17 protein-coding genes and 1 tRNA gene are annotated in these 17,447 nt (G+C 53.0%); 10 read left to right on the top strand and 8 right to left on the bottom strand.

The window, feature by feature from the left end:
• The 3 genes from NG99_RS09795 to NG99_RS09785 form a co-directional block, all read left to right on the top strand.
• Positions 1–472 (top strand): transporter substrate-binding domain-containing protein (locus NG99_RS09795; RefSeq protein WP_034891554.1); only part of this gene is annotated, 472 nt, incomplete at its 5' end.
• 3 nt (positions 473–475) lie between these two features.
• Positions 476–1,453: an SIS domain-containing protein gene (locus tag NG99_RS09790; protein WP_034891551.1), complete on the top strand. Its 978-nt coding sequence runs from the start codon at positions 476–478 to the stop codon at positions 1,451–1,453.
• An 11-nt stretch (positions 1,454–1,464) separates the two neighbouring features.
• A complete protein-coding gene (locus NG99_RS09785; protein WP_034891547.1) occupies positions 1,465–2,277 on the top strand; it encodes a PfkB family carbohydrate kinase in 813 nt (270 codons plus the stop codon).
• 247 nt (positions 2,278–2,524) lie between these two features.
• Here the strand turns inward: NG99_RS09785 and NG99_RS09780 are convergent.
• The 5 genes from NG99_RS09780 to aspA form a co-directional block, all read right to left on the bottom strand.
• Positions 2,525–2,600: transfer RNA gene (locus NG99_RS09780), tRNA-Phe, on the bottom strand.
• Positions 2,601–2,710: 110 nt separating this feature from the next.
• Positions 2,711–3,289 carry a division control transcriptional repressor DicD gene (gene dicD, locus NG99_RS09775; protein ID WP_034891544.1) on the bottom strand — a complete coding sequence of 193 codons (579 nt, stop codon included), beginning with the start codon at positions 3,287–3,289 and terminating at the stop codon, positions 2,711–2,713.
• Between the two features lie 63 nt (positions 3,290–3,352).
• On the bottom strand, positions 3,353–5,071 hold the full coding sequence (locus NG99_RS09770; RefSeq protein WP_034891541.1) for a protein-disulfide reductase DsbD: 1,719 nt from the start codon (positions 5,069–5,071) through the stop codon (positions 3,353–3,355).
• A 198-nt stretch (positions 5,072–5,269) separates the two neighbouring features.
• Positions 5,270–6,571, bottom strand: a complete 1,302-nt coding sequence (locus NG99_RS09765; protein ID WP_034891537.1) for an anaerobic C4-dicarboxylate transporter — start codon at positions 6,569–6,571, stop codon at positions 5,270–5,272.
• A gap of 116 nt (positions 6,572–6,687) precedes the next feature.
• Positions 6,688–8,124 (bottom strand): aspartate ammonia-lyase, encoded by a 1,437-nt coding sequence (aspA, locus tag NG99_RS09760; protein WP_034891534.1) that lies wholly within the window; start codon positions 8,122–8,124, stop codon positions 6,688–6,690.
• A 343-nt stretch (positions 8,125–8,467) separates the two neighbouring features.
• On the opposite strand from aspA, the gene NG99_RS09755 reads away from it, so the two are divergent.
• The 3 genes from NG99_RS09755 (at position 8,468) to groL (ending at position 11,124) form a co-directional block, all read left to right on the top strand.
• On the top strand, positions 8,468–8,929 hold the full coding sequence (locus NG99_RS09755; protein ID WP_034891531.1) for an FxsA family protein: 462 nt from the start codon (positions 8,468–8,470) through the stop codon (positions 8,927–8,929).
• 209 nt (positions 8,930–9,138) lie between these two features.
• A complete protein-coding gene (locus NG99_RS09750; protein ID WP_034891529.1) occupies positions 9,139–9,432 on the top strand; it encodes a co-chaperone GroES in 294 nt (97 codons plus the stop codon).
• A 45-nt stretch (positions 9,433–9,477) separates the two neighbouring features.
• A complete protein-coding gene (gene groL / locus NG99_RS09745) occupies positions 9,478–11,124 on the top strand; it encodes a chaperonin GroEL (RefSeq protein ID WP_034891527.1) in 1,647 nt (548 codons plus the stop codon).
• 56 nt (positions 11,125–11,180) lie between these two features.
• On the opposite strand, the gene NG99_RS27545 is transcribed toward groL, so the two are convergent.
• Positions 11,181–13,859 carry an autotransporter outer membrane beta-barrel domain-containing protein gene (locus NG99_RS27545; RefSeq protein WP_052130639.1) on the bottom strand — a complete coding sequence of 893 codons (2,679 nt, stop codon included), beginning with the start codon at positions 13,857–13,859 and terminating at the stop codon, positions 11,181–11,183.
• Positions 13,860–14,306: 447 nt separating this feature from the next.
• Here NG99_RS27545 and NG99_RS09735 point away from each other — a divergent pair, with 447 nt between their 5' ends.
• The gene (locus NG99_RS09735) at positions 14,307–14,660 is read left to right on the top strand and encodes a DUF4156 domain-containing protein (RefSeq protein WP_034891524.1); all 354 of its coding nucleotides are present in this window, start codon (positions 14,307–14,309) and stop codon (positions 14,658–14,660) included.
• 112 nt (positions 14,661–14,772) lie between these two features.
• Here NG99_RS09735 and epmB read toward each other — a convergent pair whose 3' ends face one another.
• The gene (epmB, locus tag NG99_RS09730; protein WP_034891521.1) at positions 14,773–15,801 is read right to left on the bottom strand and encodes an EF-P beta-lysylation protein EpmB; all 1,029 of its coding nucleotides are present in this window, start codon (positions 15,799–15,801) and stop codon (positions 14,773–14,775) included.
• A gap of 41 nt (positions 15,802–15,842) precedes the next feature.
• On the opposite strand from epmB, the gene efp reads away from it, so the two are divergent.
• From efp to NG99_RS28175, 3 genes are all read left to right on the top strand, one after another.
• Positions 15,843–16,409, top strand: coding sequence for an elongation factor P (gene efp / locus NG99_RS09725; RefSeq protein ID WP_034891518.1), 567 nt, complete (start codon positions 15,843–15,845; stop codon positions 16,407–16,409).
• A gap of 55 nt (positions 16,410–16,464) precedes the next feature.
• The gene (locus NG99_RS09720; protein ID WP_034891515.1) at positions 16,465–16,596 is read left to right on the top strand and encodes an entericidin A/B family lipoprotein; all 132 of its coding nucleotides are present in this window, start codon (positions 16,465–16,467) and stop codon (positions 16,594–16,596) included.
• A 110-nt stretch (positions 16,597–16,706) separates the two neighbouring features.
• A complete protein-coding gene (locus NG99_RS28175) occupies positions 16,707–16,841 on the top strand; it encodes an entericidin A/B family lipoprotein (RefSeq protein ID WP_067704279.1) in 135 nt (44 codons plus the stop codon).
• A 31-nt stretch (positions 16,842–16,872) separates the two neighbouring features.
• On the opposite strand, the gene NG99_RS09715 is transcribed toward NG99_RS28175, so the two are convergent.
• Complete coding sequence (locus NG99_RS09715) at positions 16,873–17,400, bottom strand: lipocalin family protein (protein WP_034891513.1); 528 nt, start codon at positions 17,398–17,400, stop codon at positions 16,873–16,875.
• Positions 17,401–17,447 lie beyond the last annotated feature (47 nt).

The following is a 17,447-nucleotide window of genomic DNA, read 5'->3' as shown; positions in this document are numbered from 1 at the left end:
GATTCAGGGGGCCAGTCTAAACACACCGGCGTATCTGGTCGCTTTAAAAGATAGCGGGCTCAAACCCATAGCCGAATCTTTGCAGGGTAAGCGTGTGGGGGTACAGCAGGGCTCTGTATTCGAAGCCTATGCGAAGAAACACTGGCAATCACAAGGCGTGGAACTTGTTTCCTATCCAAGTGCAGAGGCAGTTTACGCGGATTTGGTCGTTGGCCGTCTGGACGCGACTCTGGACGATGCGACGGTGGTGACCACAGCGTTACTTAACAAACCCCAGGGGAAGAATTTCAGCCTGATCGAACCGCAGGTAAAAGATGATGCCATTTTTGGCCCTGGCACCGGTATCGGCATTGCGAAGCAAGATGTTGAGCTGCTGGAACAGCTCAACGGTGCGATTAAGGCAATACGTAGTGAGGGTACCTACGATCGGCTGGCTAAAAAATATTTCAATTTCAATGTGTACGGTGAGTAATTTATGAATACTTCAGCAATTATTTCCTCTCTTATCGAACAGCGCTTCCTCCCGCAGGGTGGACTGAGTCAGGTGTTCCTTGTGGCCTGCGGCGGGTCTCTGGTGGATATGTATCCGGCAAATTATTTTCTCAATAGTGAGTCGGCTACTTTGCACAGCTATATGATGACCGCAAACGAGTTTGTTCACGCCGCGCCAAAGACACTGGGGCCCCAATCGCTGACGATTGTTTGCTCGCACGGAGGAAATACCCCTGAGTCTGTCGCAGCAGCCCAACTGGCCCAACGTCGGGGCAGCGTCACTGTGACGTTGACGCACAATGAAAATGCAGATCTTATCGGCTTTTCTGACAGTAATTTGCTTTATGCCTGGGGAGATGACAGCAAGGTTATAAATAATCCGATGGCGATTATTTTGAGTCTGTGTGTTGAAGCCTTGCATCAGACTGAGGGGTATGAAGGGTATGCCGATTTCCGGGCAGGAATGGAGCAGATTGATGGGATTGTCTCCCGGGCCCGACGTCAGGTGCAGGCGCGCAGCGCAGCGTTTGCTGAGCGCTACGCGGAAGAATCACTTTTTTATATTCTCTCCAGTGGCGCTTCCTACGGACATGCTTATGGTTTTGCCATATGTTCATTAATGGAGATGCAGTGGCTCAATGCGGCATCAATTCATAGTGGCGAATTTTTCCATGGTCCGTTTGAAGTGACTGATTCAAATACCCCCTGGATTCTGCTGATGAACGAAGGCCGTACCAGGGGACTTGATGAAAGAGTTCGCGATTTCCTTCGACAGTACGGAAATAAGGTGGAAATTGTTGATGCGAAGGAGCTGGGGCTTGGTGTCGTATCGACCAGCGTGGTGGAGTATTTTAATCCCGTTCTCTTCTACAGTGTTATGTGCGAATACCGCGCTGCATTAGCCAGAATACGTCAACATCCGTTGGAAACCCGGCGATATATGGGACAGGTAGCTTATTAGGAGATGGCAGAATGAGAGTACTTGGCCTGGGTGATAACGTTATTGACCGGTATACCCATACAGGTATCGGTTATCCCGGCGGGAACGCGCTTAACTTCAGCGTGTACGCCCGGTTATTATCTGCGAATGCAGCGTATCTTGGCGTTTTTGGCGACGATAGCGCGGCAGGACATATTCGCCACGTACTGGAAGCAAGGGAGATCGATACCTCTCATTGTCTGGTAGTACCTGGTGAAAATGGTTATGCCAATCTGACCATTGAGCATGGGGAACGGCGGTTTATTAACTCTAATGCCGGGGGGATTCGCCAGACGACGTCTATGGATTTTATCTTAGATGATATGCCCTGGCTAAGTCAGTTTTCGCTGATACATACCAGTGCTTATAGCTACGTCGATGAGCTGTTACCCGGGCTTGGAAGGCTACCAGGCCGTTTGTCATATGATTTTTCAGATGATTTTGAAGTCGAAAAGATAGGTCATTTATGTCGTTGGTTAGACTATGGCTTTTTCTCCTGTGCCGAACGGAGTATGAAAGAAACGCGCGAGGTGCTGGAAATTGCCTGGAATGCGGGATGTCGTCATGCTGTTGCCACACGTGGGGCTGAGGGGGCGTTGCTTTTCAATGGCAGTGCATGGATGAGTCAGTCGCCGGAAATTATCACCCCGATAGACACGCTTGGGGCAGGCGATGCTTTTATAACGGCATTTTTGTTGGCACATATTGAAGGTAACACGCTGCCCCTGAGCTTGCGTCAGGCCTCTCTTTTTGCAGCAGAAGTTTGTTTAATTGAAGGCGCTTTTGGCGAGGGTAGACCTTACTAATACTAATGTTGCATGGCATCGTAGATTAGCCGCTACATTGCCATACACATTTATCACTTATCCCATTACTGGCTCGCTGCTGCAGATATTCCCATTGCGATGGCGTAGCGGAAAAGCTGATTGCAGTTCTGTCTGATTGATTCAGGTAGCATTGAGGTCAGCAGAAATCGTAACGTTCGAAAGCGGCGTATGACAGTAATTATATTTGAGTTTTGTGTGGGTTGGGAGACGTACATTGAAGTGAAAGTGGTGCCCGGACTCGGAATCGAACCAAGGACACGGGGATTTTCAATCCCCTGCTCTACCGACTGAGCTATCCGGGCAACGGGGCGCATTAAACCGTAAAGGCCGTCTTCCGTCAACGGCTTTGTCACAAAAATCCGCTAAACTACGGCTGACTGGCTGCTTTTCAGCCATTCAGCGTGGATTTTGCTCAGCTCAACGCGCCATTTTTACGGCAAAGCGCAATGCTTAACACGTCTTCCGCCAGCGTGCGGGCAGTCACTACCTCCTGCACATTGCGTTTCACCAGCAGGCGGCTCAGGCAGCCTTCAAGGATTAGCTCCATCTGATGAGCAACCAGCGTCGGATTATCGGTTTCCAGCGAGATCAACAGATCGTGGGTATATTGCCAGGATGCCCGTTTTTGCAGCTCCGCAACCTGATGAACAGGGTGGTCCGGCTGGGGATAAAAACTGCATGCGGCAATAAACAGGCAGCCCGGATAGCGATTATTTTTCACCGCATCTTCCAGCACCTGATAGCGCGCCAGCAGCTTCTGCTCGGCGTTTAGCGTGTCATCCAGCAGCAGTTTTCGCCGCCAGATATCAATCTGCTGGCTGTGGTAGCGCAGGGCGTCATACAACAGCGCCTCGCGGTCTGGCCAGAAGCGTTGCAGATCCTCTTCCCGACAGTCCGCCGCCTGCGCCATTACGGCGAAGGAGGTGGAGGCCGCCAGGCCTTTTTGCTCGAGTACGTTCAGCGCATGTTCGAGTACCTGTTCACGTTGCAAGTGACTCTCCTCCTGGGGCCCGCTCCCCGGCTCTGCACCGGGAAATCTCCCCCCTAGTGTCGTTTACTGCGCCAGTTTCTGCAAATGCTGCTGAAACGCGGTGGCATCCATAAAGCCGGTAACGCGTGAGCCTGGGATCTCTTTACCGTGCGCATCAAAGAACAGGATGGTCGGCAGTCCCAGAACCTGGAGCTGCTTCAGCAGCACGCTGTCCTGGGCACTGTTGGCCGTTACGTCGGCCTGTAGCAGCTGCGTGTTGTTCAGCGCGCTTTGCACCTGCGGCTGGCTGAAGGTGTATTTCTCAAATTCTTTACAGGCCACGCACCAGTCGGCGTACAGGTCGAGCATGGTGATACGCCCCTGGCCGTTCTGCAGCGCGTTATTGAGTTGGCCGACATCGCTGATGCGGGAGAAATTCAGATGAGCAGCTTCGCTAGTCTGGGCGGCAGAGCCAAATGCCCAGTCCTGTAGGGGACGAGCGGCAACCAGCGCAGCGGCCAGCATCAGGATCTGCGCCAGCCGCTGCCAGCCATTAGCGGCTTTGAGGCTAATAAAGGCCCAGCCAAAGAAGGCCACACCCAGCAGGCTCCACAGGCGCAGCCCCCAAAGATCGCCCACCACGCGCTCCAGCAGGAATACCGGCAGGGCGAGGATCACGAAGCCAAACCCCTCTTTAACCGTTTGCATCCAGGCGCCGCTTTTCGGCAGCAGGCGGTTGCCAAACAGCGTGACGGCAATCAGCGGTAGTCCCATACCCAACGCGTACAGATAGAGCGTACCGGCTCCGGCCAGCATATTTCCGCTTTGGGCGATATAAAGCAGGATCGCGCTGAGCGGTGCGGTAGTGCAGGGAGAGCAGATAAGACCAGCCAGCGCGCCCATTAAAAATACGCCCGTCAGCGAGCCGCCCTGCTGGCGGTTGCTCCACAGCGTCAGCCGCGTTTGCAGCGAAGAGGGGAGTTGCAGGGTGAACAGGCCGAACATCGACAGCGACAGCAGAATAAACAGGACCGACAGACCAATCAGGATCGCTGGCGCCTGCAAGGCGGCCTGGAAACGCAGGCCAGCGGCGGCAACAATCACGCCCATTACCGTGTAGGTCAGCGCCATCCCCTGCACGTAGACCATCGCCAGCGCGAAAAGACGGCCAGCTGAATAGTGACGGTTGCCGCCGAGGATAATCCCGGAGATCAGCGGGTACATCGGCAGAACGCACGGCGTAAAGGCCACGCCAATGCCGATCAGTAGCGCCCAGAATGGAGAAAAAGGTCGGCTTTCACTCGGTGAGGTCTGTGCAACGATCGGGGCGGCTGTTCCGACTGGGGCGGCCGCCAGGCTCCCCGCAGCCACTTCATTGAGTGGAACGCTGCGAGTCTCGGGCGGATAGCAGAATCCGGCGGCGGCGCAGCCCTGGTAAGTGACGGTGAGCGTTGCCCCTTTATTCGCCTGTTGCAGGGGTAAGGGCAGCGTCAGGCTGTCGGGATAAATTTCAGTTTTGCCATAAAACTCATCTTCATGAGGATGGCCCGCTGGCAAGGTCCAGTCGGCCAGCGTTGCGCCCTGGGCGGAAATCTTGATCTGCTGGCGGTAGAGGTAATAACCCGGCTTAACCTGCCAGCTCAGCGTCAGCCTGTTGGCCTGCTGGGTAAAGTCAAAAGCAAACGCCTGGTCAACGGTGACGAAATGGCTGTCGTTCTTTGGCCCAAAAAGCGACGCGGAGGCGCTGAGGCTGAACAGAGCAGTAAAAAGGATAAAAAACAATGTGGTCAAACGATTAGCCATAACGGGTTCCATGTTGGGCTGAGTCCGGCAGCGGGGAGAGCCCCGGCACGGCTCTGACTGAGCCTGGAGGGTAATCCTCAGGTGCTGAGACGACTATATCATGACCTGGCGAAACGGAGTTTTTCAGGATGTAAACGGCGAAGCGAGGGCGGAAGATTTTCCGCCCTTCAAACTGGTCTGCCAGTGCCCGGCCGTCGACTAAAGAATCAGATTGCCAATGAGAAAGCCGAACAGCACCGACAGAATAATCGCCAGCGTGCCGGGAAGGATAAATGAGTGGTTAAAAACATATTTGCCAATCCGGGTTGAGCCCGTATCGTCCATCTCTACAGCGGCAAGCAGCGTCGGGTAAGTGGGCAGCACAAACAGCGCGGAGACAGCGGCGAAAGAGGCAACGGCGGCGATCGGCGACACGCCAAGCATCAGGGCCGCTGGCATGAGCGCCTTGGTGGTGGCTGCCTGGGAATAGAGTAGCGTGGAGGCGAAAAACAGGATCACCGCCAGCATCCATGGGAAATCCGTCAGTAACTGTCCCGCAACCTGCTGGATCTCGCCGATATAGGCTTTTACAAAGGTATCGCCAAGCCATGCCACGCCCATCACGCAAATACAGGCGCTCATACCGGATTTAAACGTGCTGGCCGACAGAATTCTGGCAGTATCTACTTTACAGGTGAAGCAAATCAGCGTGGCTACGGTCAGCATAAACACCACGATAGCTTCATTACGCGGCAGCACCGGGTTGGCGATCAGGCCCACGGCATCGCTAATGGCGGTGGCATACAGCACCACTGCCACAATCCCCAGCAGGAACAGCAGCACCGACAGTTTTGCGCCGGGCTTCTCTTCAAATACGCTGGCTCCGCGCAGCACGGTTTCCCCGTTGGTGAGGCGCTGCTGATAGATCGCATCTTCCTTTAGTTCTTTGCCGAGGAAATTAGTCACCAGCGCCGCGAGGAAAATAGCGATCATCGTCGACGGGATCGTCACGGCCAGCAGCGCCAGGTAGCTGACGCCTTTAGGTTCCAGAATCCCGGCCAGAAAAACCACCGCCGCAGAAATCGGCGAGGCGGTAATGGCAATTTGTGAAGCCACCACCGCAATCGATAACGGGCGGGAAGGGCGTACGCCCTGTTCTTTAGCCACTTCGGCGATCACCGGCAGGGTCGAAAAGGCCGTGTGTCCGGTACCTGCCAGCAGGGTCATAAAATAGGTCACCAGCGGGGCGAGGAAGGTAATGTAGCGCGGGTGTTTCCTCAGCAGGCGCTCGGCCAGGCTGACCAGATAATCCATCCCGCCCGCGACCTGCATTGCGGCAATAGCGGCAATAACGCCCATGATAATTTCAATCACGTCAAACGGGATCGCACCCGGCTTGATTTGGAATCCCAGGGTGAGGATCAGCATCCCCAGGCCACCGGCAAAGCCGATGCCAATGCCGCCCATCCGCGCGCCCAGATAAATCGCCAGCAGGACGACTATTAGCTCTGGTACCATCATGATCGACTCCTTGTTTCTTTTAATAACTAAACGTTAATAATTTGTAGGGTGTGCCATAAAAAAAGGCACGTCGTTCTGCGAACGTACGTGCCCTTGAAGGTCATCTGTTTGAACGATTACTGTTCATTTTCGTCGGTATAGCGTTTGGCCTTATAGACCGGGAACATCAGGTTCTGCGTCGAGAAAATGTCATCCAGCTGCGCTTCGGTCAGCAGCCCGCGTTCCAGCACCACTTCACGCACGCTCTTGCCCGTTTCCGCACAAATCTTACCGACGATATCGCCGTTATGGTGGCCAATGTACGGGTTGAGATAGGTGACAATGCCGATGGAGTTGAAGACATAGGCTTCACAGACCGCCTTATTGGCGGTGATACCGTTAACGCATTTTTCCAGCAGATTTGAACAGGCATTGGTCAGAATGTGTACCGATTCGAACAGCGCCTGGCCGATCACCGGCTCCATCACGTTAAGCTGAAGTTGGCCCGCTTCGGAGGCCATCGTAACCGTGACATCGTTGCCAATCACCTTGAAGCAAACCTGATTCACCACCTCGGGCACCACCGGGTTTACCTTGGCAGGCATGATCGAGGAACCCGCCTGGAGTTCAGGGAGGTTGATCTCGTTCAGCCCCGCGCGCGGGCCGGAAGAGAGCAGGCGCAGGTCGTTACAGATTTTAGAAAGCTTCACCGCGAGGCGCTTCAGCGCGCTGTGCACCATAACGTAGGCGCCGCAGTCTGAGGTCGCTTCGATAAGATCTTCAGCAGGCACGCAGGGCAGGTTGCTGACCTCAGCCAGTCTGCGCACGGCCAGCGCCTGATAGCCGTCCGGGGTGTTCAGGCGAGTCCCGATGGCGGTGGCGCCCAAATTCACTTCCAGCAGCAGCTCGCCGGTGCGCAGCAGGTTTTTGATCTCTTCGTTCAGCAGCACGCTAAAAGCCTGGAATTCCTGCCCCAGCGTCATGGGCACCGCATCCTGTAGCTGGGTACGCCCCATTTTCAGAATAGTGTTAAATTCGGCGGCCTTGCGCCTGAACCCTTCGCTCAACTGCCCGATCGCATCCAGCAATTTTAAAATTGAGGTGTAAACGGCAATACGAAAACCGGTGGGATAGGCGTCGTTGGTCGACTGGCACTTGTTGACGTGATCGTTGGGATTGAGGAACTGATATTCGCCTTTTTGGTGCCCCATCAGCTCGAGACCGATGTTGGCCAGCACTTCGTTGGTATTCATGTTGACCGAGGTGCCGGCGCCGCCCTGATAAACATCAATCGGGAACTGGTCCATGCATTTGCCGTTGTTCAGGACTTCGTCACAGGCCTGAATAATCGCGTTAGCCACGTCGCGTGGAATGGTCTGTAGCTCCTTATTAGCCATGGCTGCCGCTTTCTTGACCATCACCATGCCGCGGACAAACTCCGGGATATCGCTAATCTTACTGTTGCTGATGTAAAAATTTTCAATCGCACGCAGAGTATGGACACCGTAATAAGCCTCTGCCGGGACTTCGCGCATACCTAGCAGGTCTTCTTCGATACGAATGTTATTAACCATTGAGAACCTTCTTGAAATCCATTGGGTCTGGGGTGTCACAATCAAAGCGATCGTTGGTCGTGAAGCATTTCTGCCGACATTTTATCCATTTGCCGTAGGCAGAGCACGATCATATTCTATTGGTGGCGAAATGCCTGAATAGGGATCACTGAAATTGCGTTCATTTTCATACATCTTTGACACAGTGTGATACCAGTCACACATTAAACACCAACAGGAATTTCGTATTAGGGTAGTTGAAAAACGTACGTCGGATGCCCATTTCAATAGCCTGCGATCGTGAAGATCCCTTTTATCGCCGTGACGCCTGAGGCGGGATGGCCCTGGCAGACAGGAGACTGCGATGCGTTGGTTGCCTTTTTTAGTGCTATTTATACTGGCCTGGATTGAGATTTCTATTTTCATCCAGGTTGCCCACGTAATGGGCGTTCTGCTTACGCTGCTGCTGGTGGTGTTCAGCTCCTGTATCGGTATCTCGCTGGTGAAAAACCAGGGGATGAAAAACTTTATGCTGATGCAGCAAAAACTGGCGGCGGGCGAGAGCCCCGCAGCGGAGATGATTAAAAGTGTTTCGCTGATTCTGGCCGGCTTCCTGCTACTGCTGCCGGGCTTCTTTACCGATTTCCTCGGCCTGCTGCTGCTGCTGCCGCCGGTGCAAAAGCATCTGACCCTGAAGCTGATGCCGCATCTGAAAGTCTGGCGCGGCGCGGGCGCAGGCCCAGACAGCGGCTTTACGGTTGACGGCGAGTATGAGCGCAAGGACAGCAAGCTGATTGAGCACGACGACTCTGACGATCGTCGTTAACTGAGAAAAGGCGGGAAATCCCGCCTTTTGCTTTTCTGAGCCACGGATTGCCTGTTATTTGTGCAGTTGTGACGCAGAAGAAAAATTTTTTATTTTTCCCCCTTGAAAGCCCCTCTGTCAGGCCCTATCTCTTCCGTCACGAGGCCGGTGCCAGTGAGGCCCGGCGGTCATCCCAAAACCTGATTGGACTTCTCAAAGGAGAGTTATCAATGAAAATTCGTCCATTGCACGACCGTGTGATCGTCAAGCGTAAAGAAGTGGAATCCAAATCAGCTGGTGGCATCGTGCTGACCGGCTCTGCTGCGGGTAAATCTACCCGTGGTGAAGTTCTGGCCGTTGGTAATGGCCGTATCCTGGAAAGCGGCGAAGTGAAACCGCTGGACGTGAAAGTGGGCGATGTGGTCATTTTCAGCGAAGGCTACGGTGCGAAAACGGAGAAAATCGACAATCAGGAAGTGCTGATCATCTCTGAAAGCGACATTCTGGCAATTGTTGAAGCGTAATTACGCGTAACTCACTGAACGAAACGAATTTAAGGGATATTAAAGATGGCAGCTAAAGACGTAAAATTCGGTAACGACGCACGCGTGAAAATGCTACGTGGCGTTAACGTACTGGCAGATGCAGTAAAAGTTACCCTGGGCCCGAAAGGCCGTAACGTGGTTCTGGATAAATCTTTTGGTGCACCGACCATCACTAAAGATGGTGTTTCTGTTGCCCGTGAAATCGAACTGGAAGACAAGTTCGAAAACATGGGTGCTCAGATGGTGAAAGAAGTAGCCTCAAAAGCGAACGACGCTGCGGGCGACGGCACCACCACCGCAACCGTTCTGGCCCAGTCTATCGTTAATGAAGGTCTGAAAGCCGTAGCTGCGGGCATGAACCCAATGGATCTGAAGCGCGGGATCGATAAAGCGGTTATCCAGGCGGTTGAAGAACTGAAAAAACTTTCCGTTCCTTGCTCCGACTCTAAAGCTATCGCTCAGGTTGGCACCATCTCCGCTAACTCTGATGAAACTGTGGGTACCCTGATTGCTCAGGCGATGGAGAAAGTGGGCAAAGAAGGCGTTATCACCGTTGAAGAAGGCACCGGTCTGCAGGACGAGCTGGACGTGGTTGAAGGTATGCAGTTTGACCGTGGCTACCTGTCCCCGTACTTCATCAACAAGCCAGAAACTGGCGCAGTAGAGCTGGAAACCCCGTTCATCCTGCTGGCTGACAAAAAAATCTCCAACATCCGCGAAATGCTGCCAGTGCTGGAAGCCGTTGCTAAAGCTGGCAAACCGCTGCTGATCGTGGCAGAAGATGTTGAAGGCGAAGCGCTGGCGACGCTGGTGGTGAACACCATGCGCGGCATCGTTAAAGTGGCTGCCGTTAAGGCACCAGGCTTCGGCGACCGTCGTAAAGCTATGCTGCAGGACATCGCCGTGCTGACTGGCGGTACCGTTATCTCTGAAGAGATCGGTATGGAGCTGGAAAAAGCGACGCTGGAAGACCTGGGCCAGGCAAAACGCGTGGTCATCAACAAAGACACCACCATCATCATTGATGGCGTGGGCGAAGAAGCCACTATCTCTGGCCGCGTGACTCAGATCCGTCAGCAGATTGAAGAAGCGACTTCTGATTACGATCGTGAAAAACTGCAGGAGCGCGTAGCGAAACTGGCAGGCGGCGTAGCCGTTCTGAAAGTGGGCGCGGCAACTGAAGTTGAAATGAAAGAGAAGAAAGCGCGCGTTGAAGATGCCCTGCACGCTACCCGTGCTGCGGTTGAAGAAGGCGTGGTTGCTGGTGGTGGCGTTGCGCTGGTGCGCGTTGCCGCTGTACTGGCAGGACTGACCGGTCAGAACGAAGACCAGAATGTCGGCATTAAAGTTGCGCTGCGCGCGATGGAATCACCACTGCGTCAGATCGTTTCTAACGCCGGCGAAGAGCCTTCTGTGGTGACTAACAACGTGAAAGCAGGCGAAGGTAACTACGGTTACAACGCGCAGACTGAAGAATACGGCAACATGATCGACTTCGGTATCCTGGACCCAACCAAAGTGACCCGTTCTGCTCTGCAGTACGCGGCTTCCGTTGCGGGCCTGATGATCACCACCGAGTGCATGGTGACCGACCTGCCTAAAGCCGACGCGCCTGATTTAGGTGCTGGCGGCGGCATGGGTGGTATGGGCGGTATGGGCGGCATGATGTAATCGCCCCGCTGCTGTACAAAAGCCCCGTCAGAAATGACGGGGCTTTTTACATTCTGTCAGAAGCCTGCGCGGATACCCAGGCTGGCATTGACCGGAGATTCACTGTGGCGACCCTGTTGGTAGCTGACGTCAGCAAAGACGGATGTTTCTTTGGTTAACGCGATGTCAATACCGGCGCCGTAGCGGCCTGTCGTACCAGAAACGTTGTTATTGAACGTCCACTTATCGTTGATGCTCACCGCGTTATCTTTTTCAAACTCCTGTATCACGCTGGCTTTCAGCCAGGGATTCAGAACCACCTTTCCTGCGGTGAGTTTTTTACCGGCATGGATGCCTGTCTCACCCTGAAGAGAGCGAATATTGCCGATATTTGCCTTCATTCCATTATTTAAGCTGATTTTTTTATCGCCCGCCTGGAAAGTGCTTATTCTGGCAAAAGGTTCCAGCCAGAAATTGTTGCTCAGGCTTTGGTGCCAACCAGCTTCCAGCGCGCCGCCTAAGCCAGTCTGGCTATAGCTGGCGTTGACTATCGTCCGGTCGCTCATCAGCGTATTTAAGGTATTACTGAAGTGGTTAGTTTTGATAGCCGCATCAACATATAGCCCGCCGGGGTTAAACCAGCTGCCGTAAAGGCCAATGCTATAGCTGGCAATATGGCTCTCTCCGCCACGGGCATTGTGTATTTTATTGTCCGTATAGGAAGTGAAGCCACCCAGCAGAAGCTGCCCATTCGTCAGGGAAACAGCCTTATCTCCCCCGACCTCAATACCGTTTTGCCCAAGATTGTAAGCGGCGCTCAGGCTGGAGTTAATGTGGGAGGTGTTATTCAGGTAGCGTGCCCAGACACCACCATTACGCTGAGGGATTTGGGCAATATCGCCTTTACGCTGCCGCAGATTTTGCAATTCATTATTGAAGATATAAGCAGGCGCTGAGGCCATATTCAGAATCGCATCGGTTGAGGGAGATGTCGTTGGGCCTGATGGCTGGCTTCCCGTCTCACCGTTATTGCCGTTCTCATTGTCATTCTCGTGCGGTGGTTGAGTACCGGTGCCCAGATACCAGTTATTGCCGTCCTTCATCAGCTCATACTGCCAGACGCCCGCGTCAACCTTACCGCCTTCCACCATAAAAAGAGCCGTACCTCCGCCGGTCTGCACAACGTTCAGCCGGTCGTTGGCATTGGTCGGCTCACTCCCGCTATTAGCAATCCTCAGGCCAAATACGCCCGTCGCTTCACCGTTTACTTTTAACAGATCGCCCTGCATATTCTGTAGATTGGTATTCATGGCAAATACCCCTGCGCCCAGCAAACTCTCTGTGCTTAAGGTGTGATAACTGCCTGCGGCTGGCGAAGCCATCGACACGACGCCACCGGTCAGCGTCAGATTGCCGACATGATTATCTCCTGTCTGAAACCAGATAGCGTCACGACTGATTTCCAACCCGGATACGCCGGATATTTGGCCTTTTAGCCTCGCCTGACTGGAGAGCAGCACTGTAACCGAGCTGGTATCGTCGGCAATAATATCCCCCTGAGCATGAATATTTTGCAGTGCCAGATCGACATTACTGTTATTCGTCGCCTCCAGTAAAATATTCTGCTGACTTAACAGCGAAGGCTGAGGAGAGGCAAGAATTAATCCAGTGTTGGCCAGGGTAATAACCACATCTTTTGCGCCGTCGACATTAAATACCGCTTCATCAGAATATATTTTGGAATTCACCACCATCAGTTCAGTGGCGGTGTCTCCTGAAATAGCCACACCCGTGTTTTGACTGTCAATGCGTGAGCCGTTGTGGAGTTGTACTTTACCGCCCTGAATATTTAATGCGCCGCAGCTGTGGCTAAAGCAGGTATAGCCTTGCCCATCATTTTTTGTCGTTAACCGGGTGTTCGAAATGTTAACGTTAAAATTCTTCGCTTCCAGCGCGGCAGAGTAATGACTGTTGAGTATTGAGTCGGTAATCGTTAACGTGTCGGGCGAGTGCGTCGTCGAAAGCTGGGTGTTTATGGCATGAACGGCGGTGCCGGCACTGTTAATGTTCGAGTTTTTTATTACAACATCTGGCGTGTTGCTGACGCTCAGCCCAATAGCTCCCACTACGTCGGCAGCTAATCCCCCCGTGATAATGTCCACATTCTGAAGCAGCAGACTTTCAGCGTTTTGCGCTATCAGCGTGGTAAATTTGTTGCTGACAAGCGTAGAGTCCATGACCATCATTTGGCCGCTGCTGTTGGTCAGCGTGGTCATGTTGCCAGAATCAAGCGTTGAATCTTTAATCAGGATCAGCCGCCCGTCATTACCCGTGCCTGAGTTGATGTGGCCTTGAATATGCGAGCCGTTGATAATGATATCGCCAACCCCAGCACCAGCTGCGGCGCGAATACTGCCGTTATAGGCGCTATTATAAATACCAATCTGACCATTATTGCTGGTCAGGGCGCCGTTGAAAGTGGCGCCGTTTTGCAACAGGAGCGAAGCGTTGGTAATAGTATGTGTGGTTGCCGGATAGGTATCAGCACCTGCGGTTACGCCCGACACGGTGAGGGAACTGCCATTGGTAATAGTAAACTGCTTGTCCGTGTTTTCCTCGGTATTGATATAGACGTTCTGCTCCTCTCCATCGATCACCACGGAGGTGACAGCATAAGCGGAGGGCAGGGAGAAGAACGAGAGGCTGATTGCTGAAGCAAGCAATTTATGGCGAGTAGTTAACTTATTTCTGGACATGAAAATACCTGTTGATAAATAAAGGTAACGCCTGACTTCCTGGTCAGGAATAAAGAGTGATAAGCTAAAGGTGATTATTGATATATTCTTAATTTCTTACCTTGAGCTATTTATATTATATGTTTTGCAAGGGTAATTAATCGTCACAATTATGTCTATTATTGTAAATCGGACTGTTTTATATATTGCCAGTAAAATGCTGCGTTATTTATTATAATTGTTATTAAGTTTTATTATGTTGAGGCAATACATCAGATATTTGTTAAATATTACAGAATAAATACGGTAACAATGATCGCGGGGCTATCATCAGTCTGCAAAGCATCGGGTATCGGTCAGCATCGCGCGATAACATTTTCCTGCTGAAAACGGCAACAGAAGTTCATGAATTGAGCCGTTTTTATGGTAATCTCAGTGGGGAGTCTGATGATAATAATGGGGAAGAAAATGCGGATTAATGTCTTGCTGGGGCTTTCAGTGGCGGTAGCGCTGTTGGCAGGCTGTAGCAGTACCTCCAACACGCTTAGCCCGGCGGGTGAACGCGTCAGCTTTACCGACCAGCAGCCAGCGAAAGGGTGTCAGCTTCTGGGGAACGTGACCGGTGAACAGAGTAACTGGTTTAGCGGTGCTGGCGGCGGCGAAAGCAGCTCGCTGCGCGGCGCGGCTAACGATCTGCGCAACCGTGCGGCAGAAATGGGCGGCAACGTAATTTACGGCGCAACCAGCCCAACGCAAAACATCTGGTCAAGCTTCGCTCCGCTGGACAGCAAGATGAGCGGTCAGGTGTACAAGTGTCCGTAATTGCTGGCTGACAGACCTTATTGCACTGGTCCCTGAGGCCATTGCACCGAGCGTGCGGTTAATCAGATAAGCAGGGGAGTTCCCAATCCTCCCCTGCTTTTTTATTGCGGCGCTATGCCTGGCGCAGCTGCAGATCTAAGGGCGTTTTGCTGGGTTCCCCGCCAATCTCCCGCGCCAGCCTGGGGACCATGTACCCTGAGACGCTGGCCAGCAGCTCGCGCATTATGCTTCTGGCTTCATCGTCAGAAACGTAGAAGTGCGCTGCGCCCTGGACTTTATCCAGTACGTGCAGGTAGTAAGGCAGCACGCCGGCATCGAACAGCGCATTACTCAATGCCGCCAGTACCTGAGCGCTATCGTTGATGTTGCGCAGCAGAACGCTCTGGTTCAGCAGCGTGACGCCCGCCATTTTCAGCTGGTGCAGCGCATCTTTCAGCTCGTCGTCAATCTCCCGCGCGTGATTGATATGGGTCACCATCAGGATCTGTAGCCGCGACTGCGCCAGGCGCTGACAGAGCGAGCGGGTGATACGGCTGGGGATGACCACTGGCAGACGGCTGTGGATCCTCAGGCGCTTCAGGTGTGGGATCTGCTCCAGTTCGGCGATCAGCCAGTCAAGCTCGGCGTCTTTTGCCATCAGCGGATCGCCGCCGGAGAAAATAATCTCATCCAGTTCTGGCTGCTCTCGGATATACTCCAGGGCTTGCTGCCAGTTGCGCTTGTTTCCCTGGTTATCCTGATAGGGGAAATGGCGGCGAAAACAGTAGCGGCAGTTGACCGCACAGCCGCCTTTAACCAGCAACAGCGCACGATTGCGATATTTATGTAACAGACCCGGCACCACGCTGGTCTGCTCATCGAGCGGATCGGTACTGTAACCCGGAGCATCAACAAACTCCTGGCTGGCGGTGATGACCTGTAGCAGGAGAGGATCTTGTGGATCGCCTTTTTGCATTCTGGACGCGAAGGCCCGCGGGACGCGCAGGGCAAACAGACGACGGGCATCACTGCCAGCCGTCAGCTCCGGGTGCGAATCGAGGCCTAAAAGTTGCAGTAATTCATTTGGATCGGTGATTACATCCGCAAGTTGATGCAACCATTCTTCTCGCGAAGGGGTATTTAGGGTTACAATGTGTGCCATTTTTTTGGCTAAGTACCAGTATTAAATTTTAGAGGGCCTTTATGGCGACTTATTCTAGCAACGATTTCCGTCCCGGTCTTAAAATCATGTTCGAAGGCGAACCTTACGCTATCGAATCCAGCGAGTTCGTTAAGCCAGGCAAAGGCCAGGCTTTTGCTCGCGTAAAAATGCGTCGCCTGCTGACCGGCAGCCGCGTTGAGAAAACGTTCAAATCCACCGACTCCGCTGAAGGCGCAGACGTGGTAGATACTAACCTCAACTACCTGTACAACGATGGTGAGTTCTACCACTTCATGCACCCGGAAACCTTCGAACAGCACCCTGTTGAAGAGAAGACCGTTGGCGATGCGGCTAAATGGCTGCTGGATAACGCTGAATGTATCGTCACGCTGTGGAACGGCAAGCCGATTCAGGTGCTGCCGCCGAACTTCGTTGAGCTGGAAATCACCGATACCGATCCAGGCCTGAAAGGCGACACCGCAGGAACTGGCGGCAAGCCAGCTACGCTGTCTACTGGCGCCGTGGTGAAAGTGCCGCTGTTCGTGCAGATTGGTGAAGTCATTCGTGTCGATACCCGTTCAGGCGAATACGTTTCTCGCGTAAAATAAGCCCGGGAAGTGGGCCTGGCTTACAGGCCCTTTTCTTTAACGATGTGAGAATCAGATGATGAAGTGGTTAAAACTCATTGCTGTCGCAGTGTTAATGACCAGTGCGCTTAGCGCCTGCAACACCTTTCACGGTTTTGGCGAGGACGTTCAGCACCTTGGCGGTGCCATTTCTCACGCGGCCAACTAACCTCCAGCTGTCCTAAAATGTCCTTTTCGCCGCCTGTCTCATAAGCATGTGGCTAAATTACGGCTATGCTTAAAACGCTGTACTTTACTTCACCTTAAAAGGACATTCCCATGTTAAAGAAAAGTATTGTTGCGATTTTTTCCGTTCTGGTGCTTTCTTCGGTACTCACAGCTTGTAATACCACGCGTGGCGTGGGTGAAGACGTGTCTGCCGGTGGGCAGGCCATTCAGAGAAGTGCACAGTAATTATTACGCCGGTGCTCTGGCACCGGCTTCGTCAGCCAGCCTGCTTTACCCAAATCAGCTTACTCACGTCAAATCCCGTCTCGCGTGCTTTATCGAGCAGCGCCGTTTTCACTTGCTCTGAAATCTGCGGCGTCCTCGACAATATCCACAGATAGTCACGATTTGGGCCGCACACCAGCGCGTGCTGGTAATCTTTATCCAGCGCAATGACGTTGTAGCCGCCGTAGAAAGGACCAAAAAACGACACTTTTAGCGCCGCCCGACTTTGTGAACCGGTAAAGTAAGCTTTACCCACGCTTTGCTGCCAGCGCTGTTTAGCGACGTTAAAGCCACGGTTCACCACCTTCAGCCCGCCGTCCTCGCGCTTGCTGTAGGTCGCCGTGACGTTATCCAATTCGCTTTCGAAAGCGTGATCGAGCCTGGCAATTTCATACCAGCTACCCAGATAAAGATCGGCATTGAAGCCTTCAACCGGCGTTACGCCTTTTGGCGGGGTGGTGCTACAGGCAATCGACAGCAGGGCACCGGCTGCGACGGTCAGCATTTTCCACAGAGACATCAGCTATTCCTTTATGTATGAATAGCTTGAGTATAGATGCTTTTCAG

The sequence above is a fragment of the Erwinia typographi genome (assembly GCF_000773975.1).
GTDB classification, from domain to species: domain Bacteria; phylum Pseudomonadota; class Gammaproteobacteria; order Enterobacterales; family Enterobacteriaceae; genus Erwinia; species Erwinia typographi.
Note: the sequence above shows the minus strand (reverse complement) of the source record. Positions and strands in the feature narration are given on the sequence as shown.